Annotated in this window: 20 protein-coding genes; 7 read left to right on the top strand and 13 right to left on the bottom strand. The window is 32.6% G+C overall.

The features are described 5' to 3' along the window. Positions 1–42: 42 nt before the first annotated feature. The 4 genes from AC2H4K_RS00585 to AC2H4K_RS00570 all read left to right on the top strand — a co-directional run bounded on the left by AC2H4K_RS00585 (position 43) and on the right by AC2H4K_RS00570 (position 2994). On the top strand, positions 43–876 hold the full coding sequence (locus AC2H4K_RS00585) for a helix-turn-helix domain-containing protein (RefSeq protein WP_281141337.1): 834 nt from the start codon (positions 43–45) through the stop codon (positions 874–876). Between the two features lie 80 nt (positions 877–956). Further along, positions 957–1487 (top strand): YceI family protein, encoded by a 531-nt coding sequence (locus AC2H4K_RS00580; RefSeq protein WP_281141338.1) that lies wholly within the window; start codon positions 957–959, stop codon positions 1485–1487. A gap of 76 nt (positions 1488–1563) precedes the next feature. After that, positions 1564–2397, top strand: a complete 834-nt coding sequence (ygiD, locus tag AC2H4K_RS00575) for a 4,5-DOPA-extradiol-dioxygenase (RefSeq protein WP_281141424.1) — start codon at positions 1564–1566, stop codon at positions 2395–2397. A 27-nt stretch (positions 2398–2424) separates the two neighbouring features. Next, positions 2425–2994: a YceI family protein gene (locus tag AC2H4K_RS00570; RefSeq protein WP_281141339.1), complete on the top strand. Its 570-nt coding sequence runs from the start codon at positions 2425–2427 to the stop codon at positions 2992–2994. A gap of 69 nt (positions 2995–3063) precedes the next feature. Here AC2H4K_RS00570 and AC2H4K_RS00565 read toward each other — a convergent pair whose 3' ends face one another. After that, positions 3064–3915 carry an endonuclease/exonuclease/phosphatase family protein gene (locus AC2H4K_RS00565; protein ID WP_281141340.1) on the bottom strand — a complete coding sequence of 284 codons (852 nt, stop codon included), beginning with the start codon at positions 3913–3915 and terminating at the stop codon, positions 3064–3066. Positions 3916–4027: 112 nt separating this feature from the next. On the opposite strand from AC2H4K_RS00565, the gene AC2H4K_RS00560 reads away from it, so the two are divergent. Together AC2H4K_RS00560 and AC2H4K_RS00555 are read left to right on the top strand one after the other, a co-directional pair. After that, entirely contained in the window at positions 4028–4657 is a 630-nt protein-coding gene (locus AC2H4K_RS00560; RefSeq protein ID WP_281141341.1) for an NAD(P)H-dependent oxidoreductase, read from the top strand. A 27-nt stretch (positions 4658–4684) separates the two neighbouring features. Next, complete coding sequence (locus tag AC2H4K_RS00555) at positions 4685–5881, top strand: DegT/DnrJ/EryC1/StrS family aminotransferase (protein WP_281141342.1); 1197 nt, start codon at positions 4685–4687, stop codon at positions 5879–5881. On the opposite strand, the gene ribB is transcribed toward AC2H4K_RS00555, so the two are convergent. The 11 genes from ribB to pheT form a co-directional block, all read right to left on the bottom strand. Beyond that, the gene (ribB, locus tag AC2H4K_RS00550; RefSeq protein ID WP_281141343.1) at positions 5878–7026 is read right to left on the bottom strand and encodes a 3,4-dihydroxy-2-butanone-4-phosphate synthase; all 1149 of its coding nucleotides are present in this window, start codon (positions 7024–7026) and stop codon (positions 5878–5880) included. The two genes, AC2H4K_RS00555 and ribB, sit on opposite strands and share 4 nt — an antisense overlap. A 28-nt stretch (positions 7027–7054) precedes the next feature. Next, a complete protein-coding gene (locus AC2H4K_RS00545) occupies positions 7055–9049 on the bottom strand; it encodes an LptF/LptG family permease (RefSeq protein WP_348634913.1) in 1995 nt (664 codons plus the stop codon). A gap of 24 nt (positions 9050–9073) precedes the next feature. Further along, positions 9074–9715, bottom strand: a complete 642-nt coding sequence (gene lolA1, locus AC2H4K_RS00540) for an outer membrane lipoprotein periplasmic chaperone LolA1 (RefSeq protein ID WP_281141344.1) — start codon at positions 9713–9715, stop codon at positions 9074–9076. Between the two features lie 23 nt (positions 9716–9738). Then, positions 9739–12138, bottom strand: a complete 2400-nt coding sequence (locus tag AC2H4K_RS00535) for a DNA translocase FtsK (RefSeq protein ID WP_281141345.1) — start codon at positions 12136–12138, stop codon at positions 9739–9741. 30 nt (positions 12139–12168) lie between these two features. Beyond that, positions 12169–12945, bottom strand: a complete 777-nt coding sequence (locus AC2H4K_RS00530) for a M15 family metallopeptidase (protein WP_281141346.1) — start codon at positions 12943–12945, stop codon at positions 12169–12171. A gap of 72 nt (positions 12946–13017) precedes the next feature. After that, entirely contained in the window at positions 13018–13935 is a 918-nt protein-coding gene (locus AC2H4K_RS00525; RefSeq protein ID WP_281141347.1) for an ATP-grasp domain-containing protein, read from the bottom strand. Positions 13936–13948: 13 nt separating this feature from the next. Further along, the gene (locus AC2H4K_RS00520; protein WP_493742672.1) at positions 13949–14434 is read right to left on the bottom strand and encodes a hypothetical protein; all 486 of its coding nucleotides are present in this window, start codon (positions 14432–14434) and stop codon (positions 13949–13951) included. After that, positions 14435–14809: a diacylglycerol kinase family protein gene (locus AC2H4K_RS00515; protein ID WP_281141348.1), complete on the bottom strand. Its 375-nt coding sequence runs from the start codon at positions 14807–14809 to the stop codon at positions 14435–14437. Positions 14810–14839: 30 nt separating this feature from the next. Continuing rightward, complete coding sequence (tpx, locus tag AC2H4K_RS00510) at positions 14840–15340, bottom strand: thiol peroxidase (protein WP_281141349.1); 501 nt, start codon at positions 15338–15340, stop codon at positions 14840–14842. Between the two features lie 106 nt (positions 15341–15446). Beyond that, on the bottom strand, positions 15447–16298 hold the full coding sequence (locus AC2H4K_RS00505; RefSeq protein ID WP_281141350.1) for a phosphatase PAP2 family protein: 852 nt from the start codon (positions 16296–16298) through the stop codon (positions 15447–15449). 13 nt (positions 16299–16311) lie between these two features. Further along, the gene (gene pheT / locus AC2H4K_RS00500; protein WP_281141351.1) at positions 16312–18738 is read right to left on the bottom strand and encodes a phenylalanine--tRNA ligase subunit beta; all 2427 of its coding nucleotides are present in this window, start codon (positions 18736–18738) and stop codon (positions 16312–16314) included. Between the two features lie 119 nt (positions 18739–18857). Here pheT and AC2H4K_RS00495 point away from each other — a divergent pair, with 119 nt between their 5' ends. After that, entirely contained in the window at positions 18858–20075 is a 1218-nt protein-coding gene (locus AC2H4K_RS00495; RefSeq protein ID WP_281141352.1) for a peroxiredoxin family protein, read from the top strand. A 243-nt stretch (positions 20076–20318) separates the two neighbouring features. Here AC2H4K_RS00495 and AC2H4K_RS00490 read toward each other — a convergent pair whose 3' ends face one another. Beyond that, positions 20319–22655, bottom strand: a complete 2337-nt coding sequence (locus AC2H4K_RS00490; RefSeq protein WP_281141353.1) for an nSTAND3 domain-containing NTPase — start codon at positions 22653–22655, stop codon at positions 20319–20321. Between the last annotated feature and the right edge of the window lie 65 nt (positions 22656–22720).

The raw sequence follows: 22720 nt of genomic DNA, 5'->3' as shown, positions 1-22720 counted from the left end.
TTTGAAGTAAATAAAACTAGATAGTAAATAACTTCATTTCTTATGGATTCTCTTTTCCAAATTTTCAAAGTTGATGTTGAAGAAGCCAATCGAATAGCTTCTGAAGCTAATGAGCCACATAGACATGATTTTGAAGAATTAATGATAGGAAACAAGGGAGTTTTAGAACACTTCATTGATTTCGATTCGGTTGAAACCAGAGCGCCTTTTGTGAGTTTTGTAACCAAAGGTAAAGTACACCGCGTGCAACCAAAGCCATTAAATGGAGAGTGTGATATTTGGGTTATCCGTTTCAAAAGTGAATTTATTCCTGAGACTACATTTCAATTGTATTCCTATTACCACAATCAGGCAGATTTGCAATTAGATTGTGGAATTTGCTTTAATAGACTGATTTTGTTGTGCCAGATGATTTTTGATGAAAACCAAAAAACTGTTCCTAATTATGCTATTATACAGCAAACTTTAAACCTTATTTTTACGATTGTTGAGGGTGAAAGACAACGAATCAATCCATATGATGAGGATTTGCAGAAAACGCAACACATATCTTTCAAAAATTTCCTATCAATCCTTGAAGAAAATTACAAGCGTTCCGTTGGTGTGGAATATTATGCTGAGAAGCTTTTTATGTCTTCAAGAAATCTGAATTTAATTTGTCAGAATATTTTATCGCAAAGCGTTTCTGAAATTATTGAAACAAGAAAGCTTATTGAAGCCAAAAATTTGTTAGTCAGTACTAATAAATCCATCTCTGAAATCGCATACGAATTAGGTTATAATGAGAATTCTTATTTCTCTAATGTATTCAAAAAGAAGGCCGGACAAAGTCCTACAGAGTTTAGAGAAGAGATGAAAAACTTGCTGATTTCTTAATTTTACAACTCATTTACCGAATAGTGTAAAGAACTTACTGTATTCTCATTGCATCTTTGTACCAACAAAAAACATAAACAATGAGTACTACAGCAAAATGGACAATTGATCCAACACATAGTGAAATCAATTTCAAAGTAAAACACTTAATGATCTCTAATGTTAAAGGTGAGTTTACTGAGTTTGAAGCAGAAATTAGCGGTGAAGATTTTACAGCATCTAAAATTTCAGCAAAAGTAAAGTCAGATTCTATTTTTACAAACAACTCGGATAGAGATGCACACCTAAAAAGCGAAGATTTCTTTGACGCTTCAAAACATGAATTTATAACTTTTGAAGGTACAAAGCTTACAAAAGTTGATGATGATGAATATTCATTAGAAGGTGATCTTACCATAAAAGATACAACTAAAAACATCGCATTGTTATTAGAGTACGGAGGACAAATGAAAGATCCTTACGGAAACGAAAAAATAGGATTTTCTGTAAATGGTAAAATCAATAGAAAAGATTGGGGACTTAACTGGAACGCTGCTTTAGAAGCAGGTGGAGTTATGGTTAGTGATGAAGTTAAAATCATCGGAGAATTACAGTTTGTTAAACAAGCATAATTAATTTTATTTCTCTAAGATGAAGCGAAGTAAATTTATTAAATCAATGGCATTGCTGCCAATAATAGGAGCATCTATGAACTTACAAGACTTAAACAAAATAACATCTAAAATGAGTAATACCAGCAAAATGCCAGTATTATTCCTAGGTCACGGTAGTCCAATGAACGCTATTGAGGAGAATGAATTTGTTTCAGGCTTTAGAAAGTTAGGTCAGGAAATTCAAAAGCCAAATGCTATTCTTTGTATTTCAGCGCATTGGGAAACCAAGGGGACCTTCGTTACAGCGATGAAACAACCAAAAACTATACACGATTTTGGCGGTTTTCCACAAGCGTTGTTTGATGTGCAATATCCAGCACCTGGTAGTCCTGAATTGGCTCAAACCACTAAGGATTTAATTAAAACAACAGAAGTTGGTCTCGATGAAAATTGGGGATTAGATCATGGCTCGTGGAGTGTTATAAAGCACATGTATCCAGACGCAAATATTCCTGTGATTGAGCTGAGTATTGATTATACACAACCGGCACAATACCATTACGATTTAGCAAAACAACTTTCAGAACTTAGACATAAAGGCGTTCTAATTATTGGAAGTGGAAATATGGTACATAACCTTAGAATGGTAAACTGGAGAAAACTTAACGAAGAATATGCTTACGATTGGGCTATTGAAGCTAACGAAAGCATGAAAAACTTCATTTTAGACGATAATCATAAAGATCTAATAAACTTTAGATCACAAGGTAAAGCCTTTGAGCTGGCAATACCAACACCAGAGCATTACATGCCATTAATTTATACCATGGCATTTAAAGACAAAAATGATGATGTATCATTATTTAATGATAAGCCACTAGGAGGATCGTTGACTATGACATCAGTTAAAATAACACCAAACACTTAAAATTTTAAACACTAAAAATTAAAAATCATGAAAAATTATTTATTAATAACATTTACACTTTTTGCTACGGCTTTTACAGCCTTAAACACTACATGGAGTAATGATGATGCGCATTCTACATTAGGATTTACGGTAACTCATCTAGGTATCAACGATGTTACAGGAACATTCAATGATATTGATATTACTTTAGAAGCTTCAAAAGAAGATTTTAGTGATGCTGAATTTTCATTAGAAGCTAAAACGGCTTCAATTGATACAGAAGTTGAAGCTAGAAACAATCACTTAAAAAGTGCAGATTTCTTTGATGTTGAAAAATTTCCAACATTAACTTTTAAGAGTAACAAAATGAAAAAAGTAAAGAAAGATCATTATACACTTGAGGGTGACTTAACAATGCATGGTGTAACAAAGCCAGTAACATTAGACCTAACGTTTAGAGGAACAACAGTTAACCCAATGAATAAGAAAACAACTGCTGGTTTTCAAGTTACAGGAACTTTAAAAAGATCAGACTTTAACATTGGCGAAAAATTCCCTGAAGCTATGATTAGCGATGAGGTTAGAATTAAAGCTGATGCTGAATTCATCCAATAAATATTACCTAAAATAGATTGATTGATAGCTAAAAAGTGGGCTCATTATTTATAAGAGCCTGCTTTTTTCTTATTTTAACTCAGCTTCAATAAATACAGGAAAATGATCTGAAGGAAATTTGAAATTTACAGAACTAGAGAAAATAGCATATTTCTCAACATTCACCTTAGGGTTTTTTGAAACCAAAATATGATCAATCCTTTTATTTACAGGCTCATCATATTTAAAACCAGTGAAAGTTCCTTCTGGTCCAAAAATAATATCAGCTATTTCCTTTGAATCATAAAAATCTACTTTTGTTTGTGCTATAGCATCACTGTTTGGTTCTACATTGAAGTCACCAGTAATAAACACAGGAAGGTTTTCCGTGTTTACTGATTTAACTTTATCTAAAATCAATTTTAAACCTTTCTTTTGGGCTACTTTTCCAACATGATCTAAATGTGTATTGAAAACCCAAAATTTTTCCTTTGTAGATTTAAGAGTAAACAACCCATACGTGCATACTCTTCTACAAGCACCATCCCAGCCTTGAGATAACTCATCTGGTGTCTCAGATAGCCAAAATGTATTATCTTTTTCTACTGATACAGTCTTCTTATTGTAAAAAATAGCTGAGTATTCACCTTTATCTACGCCATCTCTGGCTTTACCTATAAAATTATAATCAGTTAATAAAGTATCTAAATCTTTCATTTGACCAGGCAAAGCCTCTTGAACTCCAAGCACATCAGGAGCAAAAAATAATACTTGAGAAGTCAAAAATTCTTTTCGGTTTGGCCACGCGTTCTCTCCGTCAGAAGCTACATTAAGTCTAATGTTATAGGACATTATTTTAGCATTGTCTTCAGGAACTTTTTTCTCTGCACAGCTTGTGAAAACAATGATAAATAATAAGAGTGTTGCTTTTATAAAGTTCATATTTTATGTAATTGGTCTTCACAAAAATAATAAAGCTGTTATTAAGATTTCTTTAGTAGGTAATATTATTTCCATCATAGATTAAATACTTATTTTTGTCAAAAAAGAGACCATGTCTATTATAGAAAAATTACAGTGGCGCTACGCTACAAAGAAATTTGATAGTAATAAAGAATTATCAAATGATAAACTCCAAACTCTTAAAGAAGCTTTTAATTTAACAGCCTTATCTTATGGATTACAAACTCTAAAGTTAGTTGTAGTTAAGGATAAGACTAAACGAGAGGCGTTATTGCCATGTGCTTTTGGACAACGTCAGGTAATAGATTCCTCTCATCTATTGGTATTGTGTATTCAATCAGAAATAGATGATAAAGATGTTGATAATCATTTTGATAATATTAAAAATATCCGTGAAACTCCAGATCATATTCTAGACCCATTTAAAACCCAGATGAAATCTACAATTTCTTCTATGTCATTAGATAGAAAAGTAGATTGGGCAACAAGACAAGCTTATATAGCATTAGGAAATCTAATGACTGTTTGTGCTGTAGAATGTATTGATAGCTGTCCTATGGAAGGATTTAAGCCAGCAGAAGTAGACAAAACTTTAGCTTTAGATGAATTAGGTTTAAATTCTGTTTTATTGCTTCCTGTAGGGTATAGAGCAGAGGATGATATGTTTTCAACGTTTAAGAAAGTTAGAAAAACAGTTTCAGAAACAGTAGTTGAGTTATAATTAAAATGCTAAGAAAAGTAAATATTTATGCCAGGATTTGAATTATTTGGTGAAGCAGAACGAAAAGAAGTAAATGATGTTTTAGATAATGGTGTGTTAATGCGCTATGGTTTTGATGGGATGCGAAAAGGTCATTGGAAAGCAAAAGAACTTGAAGCAGAACTCGAAACTGCATTTAAAACCCAACACGTGCAATTGGTATCTAGCGGAACTGCAGCTGTATCTGTGGCATTGGCTTCTGCAGGTGTAGGTGCAGGAGATGAGGTTATTATGCCAACATTTACTTTTGTTGCTAGTTTTGAAGCTATTATGATGTTAGGAGCAATTCCTGTTTTGGTTGATATTGATGACACTCTAACTTTAGATCCTAAAGCTGTAGAAGCAGCTATTACGGATAAAACTAAAGCCGTAATGGTGGTTCATATGTGTGGTAGTATGGCAGATCTAAATGAACTTCAAGATATTTGTAATGCTAAAGATTTAATTTTGGTTGAAGATGCTTGCCAAGCCATTGGTGCCACTTATGAAGGAAAGCCACTAGGAAGTGTAGGTGATTTAGGTTGTTTTTCATTCGACTTTGTAAAAACCATTACTTGTGGCGAGGGTGGTGCTGTTATCACTAATAATAAAGATTATTACATTAATGCAGATCATTACAGTGATCATGGTCATGATCATATTGGCAATGATAGAGGTGCGGAAACCCATCCGTTTTTAGGATATAACTTTAGAATTTCAGAACTCCATGCAGCTGTAGGTTTGGCTCAGGTTAAGCGTTTACCAGAGTTTCTAGAAATTCAACGTAAATTCCTCAAAATTTTTCAAGAGACATTATCTCAAATTCCTGAAATCACATTGAGAACTGTACCAGAAGGTGGAGTAGAGAGTGGAGCTTTCTTCAATTTCTTCCTTCCAAATATAGAGATTACACGAAAAGTAATTCAGGCTTTTAAGGAAAATGGTATAGATGCTTGTTGGAACTATTATGACAACAATTGGCATTACATTCGTAAATGGGACCATTTAAAGGATTTAAAATCATTATTCCCAATTTCCGAAGAAGTTAAGGAGGGCTTAAGTTATCTTCAGACAAAGTCTTTCGAACAATCAGATCATTTTATAGGTAGAAATATTTCTTGCCTGATTAAATTATCTTGGACAGAACAAGAAGTGAAGGACAGAGCAGATAAGATGGCTGAAATTATTAAGAGTGTACTTTCTTAATAATTTACGTAATCAACAATTTCTAAACCATAGCCAATCATTCCAACACGTTTGGTCTGTAGACTGTTTGAAATTAATTTCAACTTGCTGATTTTTAAATCGTGAAGTATTTGCGCGCCAATACCAAAATCTTTGGTGTCCATAGCAATACTCGGAGCTTTTACTAATTTACCTTCAACTTGCTCTTCTTTTAGAATTGCCAATCTATTTAGCAAATTCATAGACTGTGCTTGTTGATTGATAAATATGATAGCACCTTTGCCTTCCGAATTAATAACGTTAAACATATCGTCTAACTTTTGATCCGCATTATTTGTAAGTGTACCAAGAATATCATTATTTACCAAAGTAGCATTAACACGAGTTAGGATTGGTTCATCAGATTTCCAGTTACCTTTTGTTAAAGCAATATGAACTTGGTTATTGGTAGTTTGTTGGTATGCTCTTAATCTAAACTTACCGAAGCGCGTTTCTATATCAAAATCTTCTTTTTTTTCAATCAAAGAATCATATTCCATACGATAAGCAACCAAATCTTCAATGGAAACAATCTTTAAATCAAACTTTTTAGCGACCTCCAATAATTGAGGTAAACGTGCCATAGAACCATCTTCATTCATAATTTCAACAATAACACCAGCAGGTTCAAAACCAGCTAAACGCGCAAAATCAATAGCGGCTTCTGTATGTCCTGTACGTCTTAATACTCCACCATTTTTAGCAATTAAAGGAAAAATATGACCTGGTCTTGCGAGCTCAAAAGACTTTGTTTCTTTATTCACTAATGCCTTTACAGTTTTAGCTCTATCTCCAGCAGAAATTCCTGTACTAACACCATTTCCTCTTAAATCTACGGAAACCGTAAAAGCCGTTTCCATAGGGTCCGTGTTGTTAGTAACCATAACCTTTAAATCTAGTTCTTTACAACGCTTTTCGGTTAAAGGTGTGCAAATTAATCCACGACCATGAGTAGCCATAAAATTGATCATATCAGGAGATACTTTTTCAGCAGCAGCTAAAAAGTCACCTTCATTCTCTCGGTTTTCGTCATCGACAACAATGATAACCTTACCTTGGCGAATGTCTTCAATAGCTTCTTCAATAGTATTTAAACGTGTTTCGGTATTCACAGCACTAGATATCATAATGAAAATTTATTAAGCAAAGATACGCTTATTTTATGTTCTTAACGCAACTTAGATAGAAGTCGTAAGAAATCTTATTTCTTAAATAAAGGTATTTTAAAGGGTAGAAAGGAAGTGACAGAATTAAAATCAGAGGATTAATTCGTTTTTTCTCATCCTTTATAGTTTTATAAAATTTTGAATAGACGTAAGCATCTACAATTACGTAGATAGCGTAAAATATAAATCCGATGATGCTTAAGCTTAAAGAGGCTTCTGCAAATTCAGGAAGTTTATTGTTCTTAAAAACAAAATGAAGAATTAACAATATGGCACCAATACTATAACTTACTAAACTGGTTTTTGAATAATCTTTGTAGTCCTTCATCAATGATTTGGCTTTAATGAGCTTATCAGGAACATAGAGGCCTTCAGATTTAAGACCTTCAAGAGCTATATTTCTACTCAATAAACTATGAAGTGCTATTTCTTTAGGTTTTTTATCTAAATCAAATTCGTCTTGTTTTTTAATAATAGCGACTAACTCTTCAATTGAATATTTTTTGTAATAGTTATAAGATTTTGTATCACTTTCAGAAAGTTGAAGTTTGTTCTTTGGCGCAAACATTCTTCTAAAAGGAGCAATAAGATTATCGAATTGAAAAACGCCCTTGTCATTTGTGGCTCTTGTGGTAAGATAAATACTTAAAGGCAACATTATGGCTGTTGAAAGCCACGAACCTATAATTGGGCTGAAACTTCCTTTTTCAGCACTGTTTTTTGCAAATATTCCAAAGAAATGATAGGTTAAAAACAATACTATAGCAATAACCATTGGTAGACCTAAGCCACCTTTGCGAATTAGAGCTCCAAGAGGTGCTCCTACAAAAAACAGAATAACACAAGCAAAAGCTAAAACAAATTTATCGTGGAGAGCAATAATGTGCTTGTTCAACCAAATATTTTTAGATTCTTGATTTTTTAGATTTGAATCTATAATTTGTCTTGTACTATTAGCCGAGTTTATAGCGAGATTAATAACTTGTACTTTAGTGTTAGTTTTATCGAATAGATCAATAATGTTATTAGTATAAATTGAATCTTTCTTCTCTAATGATTTAATCTCAATATTCTTATTAAGGGAAGCATAAGTTGATCTATTATATAAAGTATTTGATAAGGCTTCGGCATCATTAGTTTGCTTTGCCGTTAAACTATCTATGGTATAGTTTAACTGGCTTATATTTTGCATATTATAGCGATCTGAATGATTTCTTTCATCCATATCATCAGCATTCAACTCTTCGAGATCTACATTTATAACATAGGTGTCAAAATAACTTTTGGCGTGAGGCTTTTTTATATTTTTTCGGACGTCTTTATCTACAATTTCCTGATAATAATTACCATTTTTTAATTCGAGTTTAAGAATATTGGATTCTTCACTACTTTTTAATTCACCTTCTTCAGATTTAATTACGGTGTAATTTCCTTTACGAGTATCGCTTTTTTGGTGAATGATAACATCTTTGAGGAATTGCCCATTTTCACCTGTTTTTTCTTCAACTTTAATATTGATATTACCAATTTCATTGAATTGACCTACAGCGATAGCTAGTGCAGGTTTTTTCTTGGCGATATTACGTCTTAGGTTATAAAAATTATATTCACCCCAAGGAATAACATTATTAGCAAAAAAGAAGCAACCTATACCAAGAATCACAATAAATACACTTAGGCTTCGCATGGCACGCTGTAGCGAAATACCGGTAGATTTCATTGCAGCAAATTCATAGTTTTCGGCAAAGTTTCCAAAAACCATAATGGAAGATAACAAGACACTCAAAGGTACTACCAAAGGAATCAACTTTGGCATGTAGTAAAAAATAAACTTTACCGTAACAGCAACATCTAAATCCTTTCCTGCAAGTTCGGAAATGTATAGCCAAACCCCTTGCAAAACAAAGATGAACATGAATATAACAAAGACGCTAAAAAACGTCCTTAAAAACGTGATAAGTATGTACCTATCTAATATTTTCACTTAATAATTTTTTAAGCTTGAAACTTAATCAATTTTGTTGATAAAGTAATCACTGTATTTACTTTCGTCAAAAGTAAATAAGGTTTTTGAGATAGGTTCGTTGGTTTTAAAAGAATTAACAGTAAGTGTAGTTTTGGTACCGTTATTTCCAGCTTCAATTAAATTATAAATATGTTTTGTTGTGGCATCAATACCTAAAAGAACATACTTTATTTCAGAATTAGCATCAATAGGACTCAATTTTACATATTGAATTTTTCTACCCTTCACGTTTTGAACAATATCCATCTTGTAAGTGTAGCCATCTTCATAAAATGAAAGCATATCACTAGGAGTAATTGTATTTTCATTTTCAGTATTGTTGGAAGAGATGGTGACTTCTTCATCTTCCGGACTGATGGTATACAAAGTTTTACCATCATAAATTCTTGTAATACCTAGAATATTAAGCTTATATTTTTCGCCTTCAATAACAACATCGCCACGTGTTTCTTGTTTAATGTTTTCACTTAAGTTGCTTAATTCGTATTTAAAATCTAAACTGATGTTTTTATAAGATTTAATCTTAGCGCTTACTTCATTTAGCAGTTTTTCAGCTTTAGCATCATTTTGCGAAAAAGCTGTAAACCCAAAGGCTAAAAAGGCAAATACTAATATTTTTTTCATTTTTATTTAAGTTGTTATGTTTATTATTCGTTTTCTAATAATTGATCCAAAGCTACTAAATCTGGCACTAATACTTGCCTGGCTTTACTACCTTCAAAAGAACCAACTATGCCAGCTGCTTCTAATTGGTCAATAATTCTACCAGCTCTATTGTAGCCTAATTTCAGTTTTCGTTGTAGAAGAGATGCTGAACCTTGCTGTGATGTCACAATAATTTCAGCAGCTTCTCTAAACAATTTATCTCTGTCAGATATATCTATATCAAGATTTGTGCCACCTTCTTCACCAACGTATTCAGGTAATAAATGTGCGTCTGGATAAGCTTTTTGTGACCCTACGAATTCCGTAATTTTTTCAACTTCTGGTGTATCAACAAAAGCACATTGTATGCGAATTAAATCATTACCTTGTGTGTAAAGCATATCTCCACGACCAATTAACTGATCTGCACCAGAACCATCCAAAATTGTTCTACTATCAATTTTACTTGTTACTCTAAAGGCAATACGTGCTGGGAAATTCGCTTTAATGATACCTGTTATTACGTTTACCGAAGGACGTTGGGTTGCAATGATTAAATGAATACCAATGGCACGTGCCAATTGTGCCAAACGTGCAATTGGCGTTTCTACTTCCTTACCAGCAGTCATAATTAAATCGGCAAACTCATCTACAACCAATACAATATATGGTAGATAAGCATGACCGTCGTTTGGATTTAATTTTCGTGCTTTAAATTTGGTGTTGTATTCAGCAATATTTCTACAAAATGCATTTTTAAGCATTTCGTATCGGTTATCCATTTCAATACAAAGTGAATTCAGCGTATTAATAACCTTGGTATTATCTGTTATAATAGCTTCTTCACTATCTGGAAGTTTAGCTAAATAGTGACGTTCTATTTTATTGAAAAGTGTAAGCTCTACTTTTTTAGGATCAACAAGTACAAATTTAACCTCTGCAGGATGTTTTTTGTAAAGTAAAGACGTCAACACAGCATTAAGACCAACAGACTTACCTTGACCTGTAGCACCAGCCATAAGTAAGTGCGGCATTTTTGCTAAATCTACAACAAGTGTTTCGTTACTGATGGTTTTACCAAGCGCAATCGGAAGTTGCATTTTGGATTGTTGAAATTTCTGTGAAGCAATCACAGAACGCATCGATACAATAGTTGCATTTTTATTCGGAACTTCAATACCGATAGTCCCTTTACCAGGAATTGGCGCGATAATACGTATACCAAGTGCAGCTAGCGAGAGTGCAATATCATCTTCTAAATTCTTGATTTTAGAAATTCGGATACCAGCATCTGGCACAATCTCGTAAAGAGTTACAGTCGGACCAATTGTAGCTTTTATACTGGTGATGCCAATTTTGTAATTATTGAGTGTTTCAACAATTCGGTTTTTGTTTTCTTCAAGTTCGTCTTGATCTATTGAAATACCTTCATTTTCGTATTTTTTCAAAAGATCTAAAGGTGGAAATTGGTATTTGCCAAGTTCTAGAGTAGGGTCGAACTGCCCGAAATCTTCAACAAGTTTATCTGCTAAATTATCAGTTTCGGATTTTTCTTCTTCAAATTTTTCAACTTCAACTTGTAACTCTGGTGTGTCAATAGTTTCCTCTTCTTTTTCTGAAACTTCAATTTTTAGGTTTTCAATTTTCTTGTCAGGAACAGGTGTTTTTTCGGTTTTAGAAGTGTTGTCATCTAGTGAAATTTCATGTGCCGACTTAATCGCTTCAGCTTCTTCGGTTAAGCTATTGTCAATAATAACAGTTTGTTCTTCTGAAGCGGTTTGAAAATCATCTTTAATATTTCGTTTTGCACTTTTGAAGATATTAGCAATAGATTCTCCTGTAACTTCAAATCGAATAGCTAAATAGGTAATGAATCCAAAAATAAGGAGTAGGATAGTACCTATTTTACCTATGTAATCTTGAAGAAAGAGATTGATTTCATAACCAATAACTCCACCAAGAATATCAAATTTATGTGTAAAGAAACCGAATAGAATCGATAACCAAATGACGATTAATGTTCCCCAAATCCAGTGTTTTCTTAGTTTAGTTTTTTTTAGATTTAAAGTCACATAGACTCCAGAGAGAAATAATAAACCTGAGAATATAAATGAAGGTATACCAAATCCTTTAATAATAAACAGCTCACTTACCCAAGCACCAAGCTGACTTGCCCAATTTTTATAGGCTTCTGAGCGGTCTGGGAAGTTACTAAGAATACTTTGGTCTTCTTTTCCTGTAAAAATGAAGGATAAGAAGGAGATAAAAAGAAGCACACCTAAAATAATAAGTAGGCTACCAAAAATCAGTTTTTGCTGATTGGATAACGCAAACGAAAGCTTTCTTGGTTTAGCTTTAGACTTTGTTGTGGTGGTTTTCTTTTTAGTTCTTTTTTTTGCCATATTATTTCGAAAATACCGAAATTATAGTGTTTAATTATATGCTTTTACTTTTTTGGATAAACCATTAACATAACGGTCAATCATTTCAATGGATTGTGCAAGTGAATCTCCTTTAAATCCTTCAATATCTGAATACTTAATATTGTTATTGTAATATTTCAAATATTTACTTGCTAAAGGTAAATACGACCAATGCCACATTTCTAGATTATAACCGGTTCTTCCATGATCTTTCTCAGTATAAGGTTGATAAAACCCGTACGTCTCTGCATTTTTGGCTAACCAATTATATTCTGTCTGTCCTTTTCCGCTGCTAAAATACGAATTACTTAAACTATTTAGGTCAATATCTGTTCCCCAATGATGTCTCGATGTTGTAGGCATTGAACTGTAGGTTAAGATTTTTAAAGCGCGTTCATTAGGATTGAGACTGTTATAGGTTTTCCATTTTCTTTCCCAAATGACTTTTTGCTCATCAAAATTACGAGTTCCTGAGATAATTTTTAGATCTATACCATCATTTTTTGCAGCTTCAAACATATTTACAAAAGCTGTGTAAACTTCTTTATTGAGATATAATGTTTTTGAGGAGTGAATAGTTTCTACTTTTATAAAATCTGAATGTGTTCTGTAATTGAATTTACCTAAAACAAAATCTTTGGTCAGGTTATCATAGATAGTATCTTTTTTTTGTATGACTTCCGTCTCAGGAATAGTATTTTGTACTTTTTCTTTCTGATTTGTTGTTGCTTCTTTGCAGCTAGCAAATAGAATCAAAAATAAAAGGATTAATAAGGTAGGTCTCATTCTTATGATTATAGAAATATTAAAACTAAACAAATTATAGTTTAGAAACGGGTTTTGTTTAGATTTTGGTATTTATGATAGTAAATTGTTATTGGGTATATTCTTTAAAATAGATCTCATAGTACAATAAAATTCATCTGTATTAGCATGATCGGGAAGTCCAGCTACTTGGCCATCACCTAACTCCATGATTATCCAATTACCATCTTTCTTTTTTGCAACGTCCATTGTAAAAAAATTGCTTTCTATTTTATTAGCAATATTTTTAAAGAATTCAATATCTGGCTTTTCAGAATCGTATACTCCTTCATCCCAATAGTCTAGCACTTGAACCAATTCTTTGTTCAAAAAAATAAGTCTAAATTCTTTTGTTAAAGGCATTCCGCTTTTTGAATGGTCAGTTAAAAATTCTAGCTCAACAAACTCTCTAAATACAAGACCTTCATTAAGGTAAGAGCCTCTAAGTTCTAAAAATTTATTTGTGACCTCCTGAACTTTATTTTTATCCGAAGCGTTTGGAATAAAGCAGGCGTCTTTCCAATGGTGTTTTTCAGATTTTACAAAATCCTTAACGATGATAGGATTGTTGCCAAAATCTTTTACTAAATCAAGAATATTATTTTGTAATAAATCTTTTGTCCAATTAGATTTAGGGGTCTCATTAATAATTTTGTCATAAGAATTAGGTAAATAATGACAATGATTATATTCAACTGGATTATTAATCAATATGATATTTTTCATTAGGAGACCTTGGTAAAAGGCTTCATATACTTTCGGTCTCATCATCCAGCCACGGTAAATTGCTAGTTCCTGCTTGTCACAACTTTTCATGTATTTTAAAGCACTTTTAATGTTACCTTCTTCAAGAGCTTCAAAGCTGATGATTTCGGTGTTGAATCCATTATTTTTTGCTGAAATAAATTCAGTATGATAATCTGGTTCAACAGTCTTATTATCTATTACGCTATCACAAAAAATGATTTTCATATTCAGTTTTGTTTTAACTTATATAATAAAAGGCTAAAATTATTTGAAAAATTTTTGATAAGATAATAGGTGTGTTAAAAATTAGAGTTGTAAATAAAGCATAATTTTTGGCTAACATTTTTAAAGATCTCATTTCATAAAACCTGATAATTTTATAAGTAACAAAAATGTTTAAAATAATAACTGATATATAAGCTATAATTTCGATTGTTGGTTTTTGTTCATATGGTGTGAACCACAGTAAATGTCCAAATTGCCTGATATTTTCATATTCAAGAGGCAAGTATATTGATGTAATTCCTAAAATAAGCCGTAAAAGATTTGAAGTAACAATACCAAGGATTACTAAGCCAGTAATCATGATATAATGAATAGCTATAGATTTATTTACAGATAATTTTTTTAGTGATTTTCTAAAAACCAAGAAATAAACATAAATCAATAAAGGACTTGTGATTAATATTAATAAGATCTCAAATATAAAGACAGGAAAACCCATTTAAATAACACCAAACTTAGGCAAATAAATAATCCCAGAAATTATAACGGCAATAATTGAAGCAATAAACACAGCTCCTGCGGCAACATCTTTAATTAGTCCAATTTTATGATGATGTTCAGGATGTACAAAATCGGCAATGTATTCAATAGCAGTGTTAACACCTTCAATACTCATAACTAAGCCAATCATAGTGATTTGCGCAATCCATTCGGTTTTTGAAATCTCAAAATAAAATCCAGCAATAGTCACCACAATAGCAATAAACAACTGAATCTTTATGCTGGCTTCAGTTTTTATAAGAATAAGCATGCCTTTAAAAGCATAGCCAACACTTTTTAGCCTATTAATGATAAAAGGTTCTTTTTTTTGCATGAATAAATTCTCGCTAAACTTGTGTTGAATCTATTTTAAAGCTTCTAAAGCCGACTCGTAATTTGGTTCATCTGCTATTTCTGCAACTTGCTCTGTATGTAAAATCTTACCGTCTGCACCTATAACAACCACACATCTTGAGAGCAAAGTTTCAAATGTTCCAGAGCTAAAAGCTAAACCGTAATCTTTACCGAAGTTACCCGTTTTGTAATCGGACAGACTAATAACATTATCTAAACCTTCAGCACCACAAAAACGTTGCATGGCGAAAGGTAAATCTTTAGAAATACAAAGGACTTTAGTATTTTCAAGCTGACTTGCTTTTTCGTTAAAAGTTCTTACAGATTGTGCACAAGTCCCAGTATCTACACTTGGAAATATATTCAAAACTAAACGTTCTCCTTTAAAATCAGCATTGGTTTTATCTGATAAATCTGTTGCTGTAAGTTTAAAATCGGGTGCATTATCACCAACGTTTGGTATGTTTCCTATAGTTTCTACTGGATTACCTCCTAATGTTACTTTTGCCATGTTTTTTTGGTTTTGTTAGAACTATAAAGTTAGAAATAATTAAACCAACAACTATTAAATAAATAATAATGTTTGTGTAATTAATGGCTAGTGAAAAAAGAAGATTTTAAAAAGTACCTACAAACCCAATGGTGTTGCCCGTGAAAGAGAAATTCCATGAGATCTTATTGTTTTGATCAGGTCTTTCTATATCAAACGCTTTTTCTTTGAACAAGAAGTTATCAATACCATCTACAACAATAATACTAACAACAGTACTAAAGGCAATATCCGTAAACCAATGTGCTTCGTCAATGAGTCGAGAGACAGGAGGAATCGCTCCAATAGTATAAATGCCTGCTTTTACCCAAGGATTTTGAAATTGTTTGGCTATGGAATGAGCCATTGTTACTGATAAAACTGTATGTCCAGAAGGGAAAGAATGCTGTCCTCCTTCTTTTGAAAATGGTTTAAAATGATGAGCTCCTCTGCCAACACCAGGTCTTGCCCTACCAAAACCATTTTTGGCTATTGTCTGTATAAAACCAGTAGTTATTGAAGAGGTAATAATAAGAACGCTTGTGCGCCTTACTTTACTATTTTTAGTGAGTAGTCCAAAGCCATACAAACCAGCATTGGCAATAAAATAATTTTGAGGACTTCCAAAATACCACCCAAAATCCCTAACGTGTTTAGGGAAGCTAGATCTATGGTTTTCGGTATAATCGTTTATAGTTTCATCAGCGAATGATAAGCCAACGGTACCTACAATGATGCCTCCTAATTTTAGATAATCTTTCTCTTTCCAGCTTAACGGTTTGGTAAAAGAATGTTTAACTCCATGCCAAGTGGTATTAAAATCGTATTTTAATAAAGACCATGTTGAGGCATTGTCTTGATCTATAGTGTATAATAAATCTTGAGCATAACCCTTACCCAATAGCATAATGCTAAAGGTAATAACTAAAAAATGTTTCATTGTTTAATCTGAACTATCTTAACTCAGCTCCAAGCTTGTTTTCAAAATTAGATTGTAGTTTGTTCATAATTTTGTCAATCTGCTTGTCTGTAAGCGTCTTTAGTTCGTCTTGAAGCGTAAAACTTACAGCGTAACTCTTTTTTCCTGCAGGAAGATTTTTTCCTTCGTAAACATCAAAAAGATTTACGTTTTTAAGTAGTTGTTTTTCAGTTTTTTTGGCGATAGTATGAATATCTTCGAACGTAACATTTTTATCTAATAAAAGAGCGAAATCTCGTCGTACCTCAGGATATTTAGGGATGTCATTGAACTTTATTTTGTTATGCTGTGCCATTTCTAACACATTGTCCCAATTAAAATCAGCGAACAAGACGTTTTGAGAAATTCCAAAATGCTTTAATACCGATTTTTTAACCAATCCAAAATCTACCAAATTCTTTTTCCTGATAGAAAAACTCATCCCTTCACTTAGCATGCTTTCTTTTGTAGGAGCAGATTTTAAACGCGTTAAACCTAAACGTTGTAAAACGGCTTCAATAGTGCCTTTTAGGTAAAAGAAATCGCTTGGGTTTTCTGGTGAGTTCCAACGTTCTTCAGATTTATTACCTGTTACAAAAATGGACAAATGTTTGTGTTCTTCACGGTTATCATCGTATTGGTGGTAGGTTTTACCAAATTCAAATAACTTTAAATCTGTACGTCTTCTATTGATATTATGAGCTACAGCTTCTAAGCCAGAAAACAATAACGATTGTCGCATCACTTCAAGATCATTACTCAAAGGATTCAACATTTTCACATTATGATCAGTATTTAAACCTTCACTAAGCTCAACATATTTAGGAGATGTTAGTGAGTTGGCCATAATCTCATAAAACCCTTGAGAAACCAACTGGTTACCAATGATATTCTGAAGTTTATAATCTTCAAATCGAGATGAATTGGATATTGAAGCATTTAACTTCTCAGTGGTTTTGATGTTGTTATAACCGTAAACTCTAAGAATTTCCTCAATAATATCAGCTTCGCGCTGTACATCGTTTCTGTAAGCTGGTACGGTAAGACCTAAACCTGCTTCAGTAACGTTATTTACTTTAATTTCTAGGGAGGTTAAAATGCTCTTTATGGTTTCTTTCGGAATTTCTTCACCAATCAATTTTTTAGCATTATCAAAGCTTAGTCTAACCTCAAAGTCCTTTATTTTTTTAGGATACGCATCAATGATGTCACTTGTAATTTCTCCACCTGCAATTTCCTTAATTAATAAAGCGGCACGTTTTAGCGCATATTCTGTGATATTAGGATCGATACCTCTTTCAAAACGGAAAGATGCATCAGTATTTAAACCATGTCTTTTTGCGGTTTTACGAATACTTACGGGATCGAAATAAGCGCTTTCTAAAAATATATTGGTTGTGTGTTCTGTTACTCCAGAATCAATACCACCAAAAACACCTGCAATACACATTGGTTTGTCGGCATCACAGATCATTAAATCATCTTCGTGTAATTCTCTTACGACTTCATCAAGTGTGGTGAATTTCGTTCCGGCTTTACAGGTTTTAACTTCAATCTTATTGCCTGAAATTTTATGAGCATCAAAAGCATGAAGCGGTTGGCCTAACTCGTGTAAAACATAGTTAGTCGCATCAACCACATTGTTAATTGGTGATAAACCGATAGACTTTAAACGGTGTTGTAACCACTCTGGAGATGGAGCTACCTTAAGACCAGAAATCGTTAAACCACAATAGCGTGGAGCTCTGTCGTGATCTTGTACATCAACTTCCACGCGTAATGCTCTGGCATCGACATGAAAAGAACTCACCGACGGAGTAATAAGTTCTAACTGTACTTCTTTTTGAAGTAACCCAGCTTTTAAATCTCTTGCCACACCGTAATGACTCATGGCATCCGCTCGGTTTGGAGTTAATCCAATTTCAAAAACCTGATCGTTTTCAATATCAAAAATAGCTGCAGCAGGAGTGCCTACTTTTAAGTCGGCATCCAAAACCATAATACCGTCATGAGATTCGCCAAGGCCAAGTTCGTCTTCGGCACAAATCATACCGTGACTTTCTTCACCACGAATCTTACCTTTCTTTATTTGCCAAGCTTCGCCTTCAGGTGTGTAAAGCGTTGTACCAACTGTAGCCACAGGTACTTTTTGTCCAGCAGCAACATTAGGTGCTCCACAAACAATCTGTACAGGAGCTTCTGCACCAATATTTACGGTTGTTAATTTTAATCGGTCGGCATTTGGGTGCTGTACGCAAGTGAGTACTTCACCAACAACGATACCTTCTAAACCTCCTTTTACGGATTCGTAACGTTCAATACCTTCTATCTCTAAGCCAAGATCTGTTAGCAATTCGCCTGTTTTCTCAGCGTCCCATTCAATATTTAAAAACTGCTTTAACCAGTTGTAAGAAATCTTCATGTACTTATTTTAATAAGGCTACAAAGATAATAATACTTGTGGCTTAATGAAATACGAAGTTTGCTTTTTTATGTAAGGTATTTGTTGTTATTTCGAACTTCATAAAAAGATGTTTTAAGATGCGATATATATTAGGATTATTAGTGGTTTTATTAATCACGGCTTGTAAAAATGAAGTGCAAATTTCAAAATTAAAAACAGGGACTTACCGTGCCGAAATGCAAGTTAAAGATGCTGAGCAATTGCCATTTATATTTGAAGTAAAGCCAGATTCTACACTACATATCTACAATGCGGCTGAAGATATTCATGTTAAGGATATGGTTTACAAAAACGATTCGGTGTATATCACAGCGCCTGTATTTGAAGGTTATATCGCAGCAAAAATTGATGGTGATGAGCTTAAAGGCAGTTTTATAAAGAAAAGTTTGGGTAGAGTGGTGCCTTTTGAAGCGGTTTACAACGATACCTTAAGATTTAAGCCAGGAACAGGTGCTGCTTATAATATTGATGGAGTTTGGGAAACTGTGTTTAGTAAAGGTGTGGTTGGTGATGAGTACGTAGCTAAAGGCATTTTTAAACAACAGGATGATGGTAAGGTTACCGGAACTTTTAGAACCACAACAGGCGATTACCGCTATTTGGAAGGTGTTTTGGATGGTACACGTTTAAAACTCTCAACTTTTGATGGTGCGCATGCGTTTTATTTTACAGCTAAAGTGACCGACTCTACAATGGAAGGCACTTTCTATTCTGGAAATCATTGGAAAGAACCTTTTGTAGCAAAAAAGAATCCTGAGTTTGAATTGCCAAATGCTAATGAGTTGACATACCTTAAAGAGGGTTACGACAGTATTGCGTTTGAATTCCCGAACACCAAAGACGAAATGGTTAGCCTCAGTGATGAGCGTTTTAAGAATAAAGTAGTGATTGTGCAAATTATGGGAAGCTGGTGCCCAAACTGTTTGGATGAAAGCCGATACTTTTCTGAGTTTTATAACAACAACAAAAACAAGGGTTTGGAATTTGTAGCCTTAGCTTTTGAATATGCCAAAACCAAGCCCGAAGCCTTTAAACGTATTGAGCGTTTAAAACAAGATGTTGGTATAGAATACCCAATTCTTTTAGCGCAATACGGCACGTCTGATAAAGCTAAAGCCCAAGAAAAACTACCAATGCTTAACCATGTGTTGTCTTACCCAACCTCAATTTTTATTGATAAAACAGGAAAGGTTAGAAAAATACATACAGGATTTAACGGCCCAGCAACAGGTGAAAAATATATTGAGTTCCAAGAAGAGTTTGAAGGTTTTGTGGAGACGTTGTTGAGTGAATAAGAGGTTTTTTTAAAGCGATTTATTGTTGGTTTTGGTTGGTTGTGCTTATCGGTTTTTGTATGAAACGTAGCGTGCAAAAAGACACTAACTTTTTGGATAAACACAGAGCCGAATTTTTACATTTTGTTTTTAACTTTTCTCTTTTTAAAAGCCAAATTAAAAATTTGGCGGTCTTTCGAAATGTTTACAATGCTTTTGGCTAAGCACTTATTAGCTATGTTTTATACACGTTGTTCTCTGCAGTTATTTCAAAGATTTAAAAAGATCATTTATTATTTCGGTTTCATCTCTTGGGTTTTCATAAGATTCTCTTCGCGATTCTTTTTCTTCTTGATTTGAAATATAACTTGATAAGCTTCCATCAATATAACTTACTCTTTGAGGAAAATATGCATCTGGGAATTCATCATAAAAATCATCTTGAAGCCTAAATTCTTCCTCTTCAATTCGTCTGATTTTACTATTTATTTCATCTATTTCATTATCTACATTATAATGAAAATCATCTTCAATTAATCTTAGCTGATCAATATAGCTTCTTAAATCTTCAATTTCATCCGAATCAGTATTTGCTATTCCATAGGCGATATCATATATGATATCACCAATTATATCCTCTGCATTCTCTGTGTAATTTTCAAATTCATCCTCAAATAGCCCTTTAATTTCATATAAGTACCCTAAATCATCATAGTCCCAAAAGCATCCTGAGATATTCAGCAATATTTTTTCAGAATCAAATTTTTCACAATCGTAAAACCAAATGAGTAGTTGCGTAAACTCGTATATGGATCGGTTAGTAATATTTTCCGAGTATATCACATCTTCAATTTTATTTTGAATAAAAGAATCCACTATGTCATTTTCCGGTTTAAAAAAATCAAAAATCAAGAATAGTTTTATAATATAATTATCATCCTCACTTGGTTTAGAATATTTTGGAAGTTTAGAGTCAACTTCAAGTTTATTAAACCTATCTAATAATTTCCCCTGTAAACAACCTGATAGTCTATTATCAAGTATAATTTTTTGTTTTGAAAATAAATCTGATTTTTGGCTGAAAATATTGAGTGATGGTCTTAAAAAATGTAATGAGTTTATAAGATAATTTATAGCAACTTTGTCTTTGTTTATATAGCTAACGAGAAAGTCTTGAATTGATGGGTTTTGATATTGAATAATTAAACTTCCATCATGATTTTTATTAATTTGAATAAGTGAATTTTCTAATTCACGTATAGATAATTTATAGTTATGATTGTTTACGGTGAAATCAAAACTATCTTTATTTTGTTCTGAGTAAGTTTTAACTTGTTTGAATAGTTGATCATATTCAATTTCATTTCCAGATATAAGTATGGAATTAAGAACCATCCTTGAAATTGGAGAAATTTGATTTTCATAAACATGTTCCCAAACCAAAAAAGGAGCGTCGAATAAATTAATCAATTTAGACGGGAATTCACTTGGTTTAGTTTCTTTCCACAATTTTCTTTGAGTAAATGATTCAATTATACGAGGATTATAATTTGCGTGTTTGATTATTTTTAAAAGATATCCCTGTTTAATGATTTCATCTACATATTCAAACGGCATTTCATTAATAGATAGATGATTGTAGAGTATTTTGGCTTTTACAATCGTACTGTATTTTGTAATATCTAAAATGCATTTAGAAAAGTCTTTTTCAAAGACATCAAATTTTTGTTTTGCTTGATTTAATATATATTCTCTAGTAGTAAATATGAGTACCTTATTAGAAGAACTTTGGATTTTGTTAATGAACCGTAAAATTTGTTTTTCTTCATTCGTTGGTAAAGTGTTTTGAAGAAAATTTCGTCCTAGAAAATCATCAAAAAGAAAAATTTGTCTTTTACTATCATTATAGAATTTATAGCCATCATTTATGCTATCTGATAGAAATACAAATTCTTCCATTCCCTTGCTTAAAAGATGGAATACCAACATTTCAGCCAGAGTAGTTTTTCCGATTCCTGGGGAACCTGAAATTATTACATAATTGTTAGTTTTAATTACAGAAAGAGCTTCTTCAAAACTATTATTTTCGACGTAAACTCCAATTTTTTCTTGAATATCCTCAAGTAAAAATTTTGATTGGTTAATGATTTGACTATTAAGTATATTATTTAATACATCAACACTTGCTAACCATAGTTTATAAAAATTCTTTTCAATAGATGGGAATTTTGTTAGAAGATTGTTTAAATCCTCTTTTCCAAGTATATCTTCATTGGACTTTATATAAGGTTTAAATAATTCCTTAATTATTTCCTTATTTCCAGGAGATAATGAACAACTGGTAGTCAGAATATATCTTTCAGGTTTAAGTTTTTCAACTTTTAATTGTTCTTTCTTAAGGTTAAATAATAAAGAACTGAAGTTTTTATATCTTTTAGCTTGAATAACTATATAATCTCCTTTAGAACATCTTAAGTCTATTCCATCATCCTGTCCTTCTCCGAATGACTCTAAAAAAACATTTAAATGCAATTGGATCAGATCTCTAGATAGCATTTCAAATTCGTAAGGAGAAAGTATTTGGAAATTATAATTTTTCATTCAGTTTTTAATTGCAGAGAACGTTAAGATATGATTCCGTTTTTAATGAATCATATCGATCGATA

It is taken from the genome of Winogradskyella sp. 266wxhm (assembly GCF_058964685.1).
The sequence above is the reverse complement of the archived record's forward strand: the minus strand, read 5'-3'. Positions and strand labels throughout refer to the sequence as shown.

Coding starts and splice junctions, on each gene's coding strand:
- AC2H4K_RS00525 (WP_281141347.1), bottom strand. CDS start 13,935: ATGAAAATCATTTTTTGTGATAGCGTAATAGATAATAAGACTGTTGAA.
- lolA1 (WP_281141344.1), bottom strand. CDS start 9,715: ATGAAAAAAATATTAGTATTTGCCTTTTTAGCCTTTGGGTTTACAGCT.
- ygiD (WP_281141424.1), top strand. CDS start 1,564: ATGAACTTACAAGACTTAAACAAAATAACATCTAAAATGAGTAATACC.
- AC2H4K_RS00580 (WP_281141338.1), top strand. CDS start 957: ATGAGTACTACAGCAAAATGGACAATTGATCCAACACATAGTGAAATC.
- AC2H4K_RS00495 (WP_281141352.1), top strand. CDS start 18,858: ATGCGATATATATTAGGATTATTAGTGGTTTTATTAATCACGGCTTGT.
- AC2H4K_RS00520 (WP_493742672.1), bottom strand. CDS start 14,434: ATGGGTTTTCCTGTCTTTATATTTGAGATCTTATTAATATTAATCACA.
- ribB (WP_281141343.1), bottom strand. CDS start 7,026: ATGATATCTAGTGCTGTGAATACCGAAACACGTTTAAATACTATTGAA.
- AC2H4K_RS00565 (WP_281141340.1), bottom strand. CDS start 3,915: ATGAACTTTATAAAAGCAACACTCTTATTATTTATCATTGTTTTCACA.
- AC2H4K_RS00505 (WP_281141350.1), bottom strand. CDS start 16,298: ATGAAACATTTTTTAGTTATTACCTTTAGCATTATGCTATTGGGTAAG.
- AC2H4K_RS00490 (WP_281141353.1), bottom strand. CDS start 22,655: ATGAAAAATTATAATTTCCAAATACTTTCTCCTTACGAATTTGAAATG.
- AC2H4K_RS00570 (WP_281141339.1), top strand. CDS start 2,425: ATGAAAAATTATTTATTAATAACATTTACACTTTTTGCTACGGCTTTT.
- AC2H4K_RS00585 (WP_281141337.1), top strand. CDS start 43: ATGGATTCTCTTTTCCAAATTTTCAAAGTTGATGTTGAAGAAGCCAAT.
- pheT (WP_281141351.1), bottom strand. CDS start 18,738: ATGAAGATTTCTTACAACTGGTTAAAGCAGTTTTTAAATATTGAATGG.
- tpx (WP_281141349.1), bottom strand. CDS start 15,340: ATGGCAAAAGTAACATTAGGAGGTAATCCAGTAGAAACTATAGGAAAC.
- AC2H4K_RS00515 (WP_281141348.1), bottom strand. CDS start 14,809: ATGCAAAAAAAAGAACCTTTTATCATTAATAGGCTAAAAAGTGTTGGC.
- AC2H4K_RS00555 (WP_281141342.1), top strand. CDS start 4,685: ATGCCAGGATTTGAATTATTTGGTGAAGCAGAACGAAAAGAAGTAAAT.
- AC2H4K_RS00535 (WP_281141345.1), bottom strand. CDS start 12,138: ATGGCAAAAAAAAGAACTAAAAAGAAAACCACCACAACAAAGTCTAAA.
- AC2H4K_RS00530 (WP_281141346.1), bottom strand. CDS start 12,945: ATGAGACCTACCTTATTAATCCTTTTATTTTTGATTCTATTTGCTAGC.
- AC2H4K_RS00560 (WP_281141341.1), top strand. CDS start 4,028: ATGTCTATTATAGAAAAATTACAGTGGCGCTACGCTACAAAGAAATTT.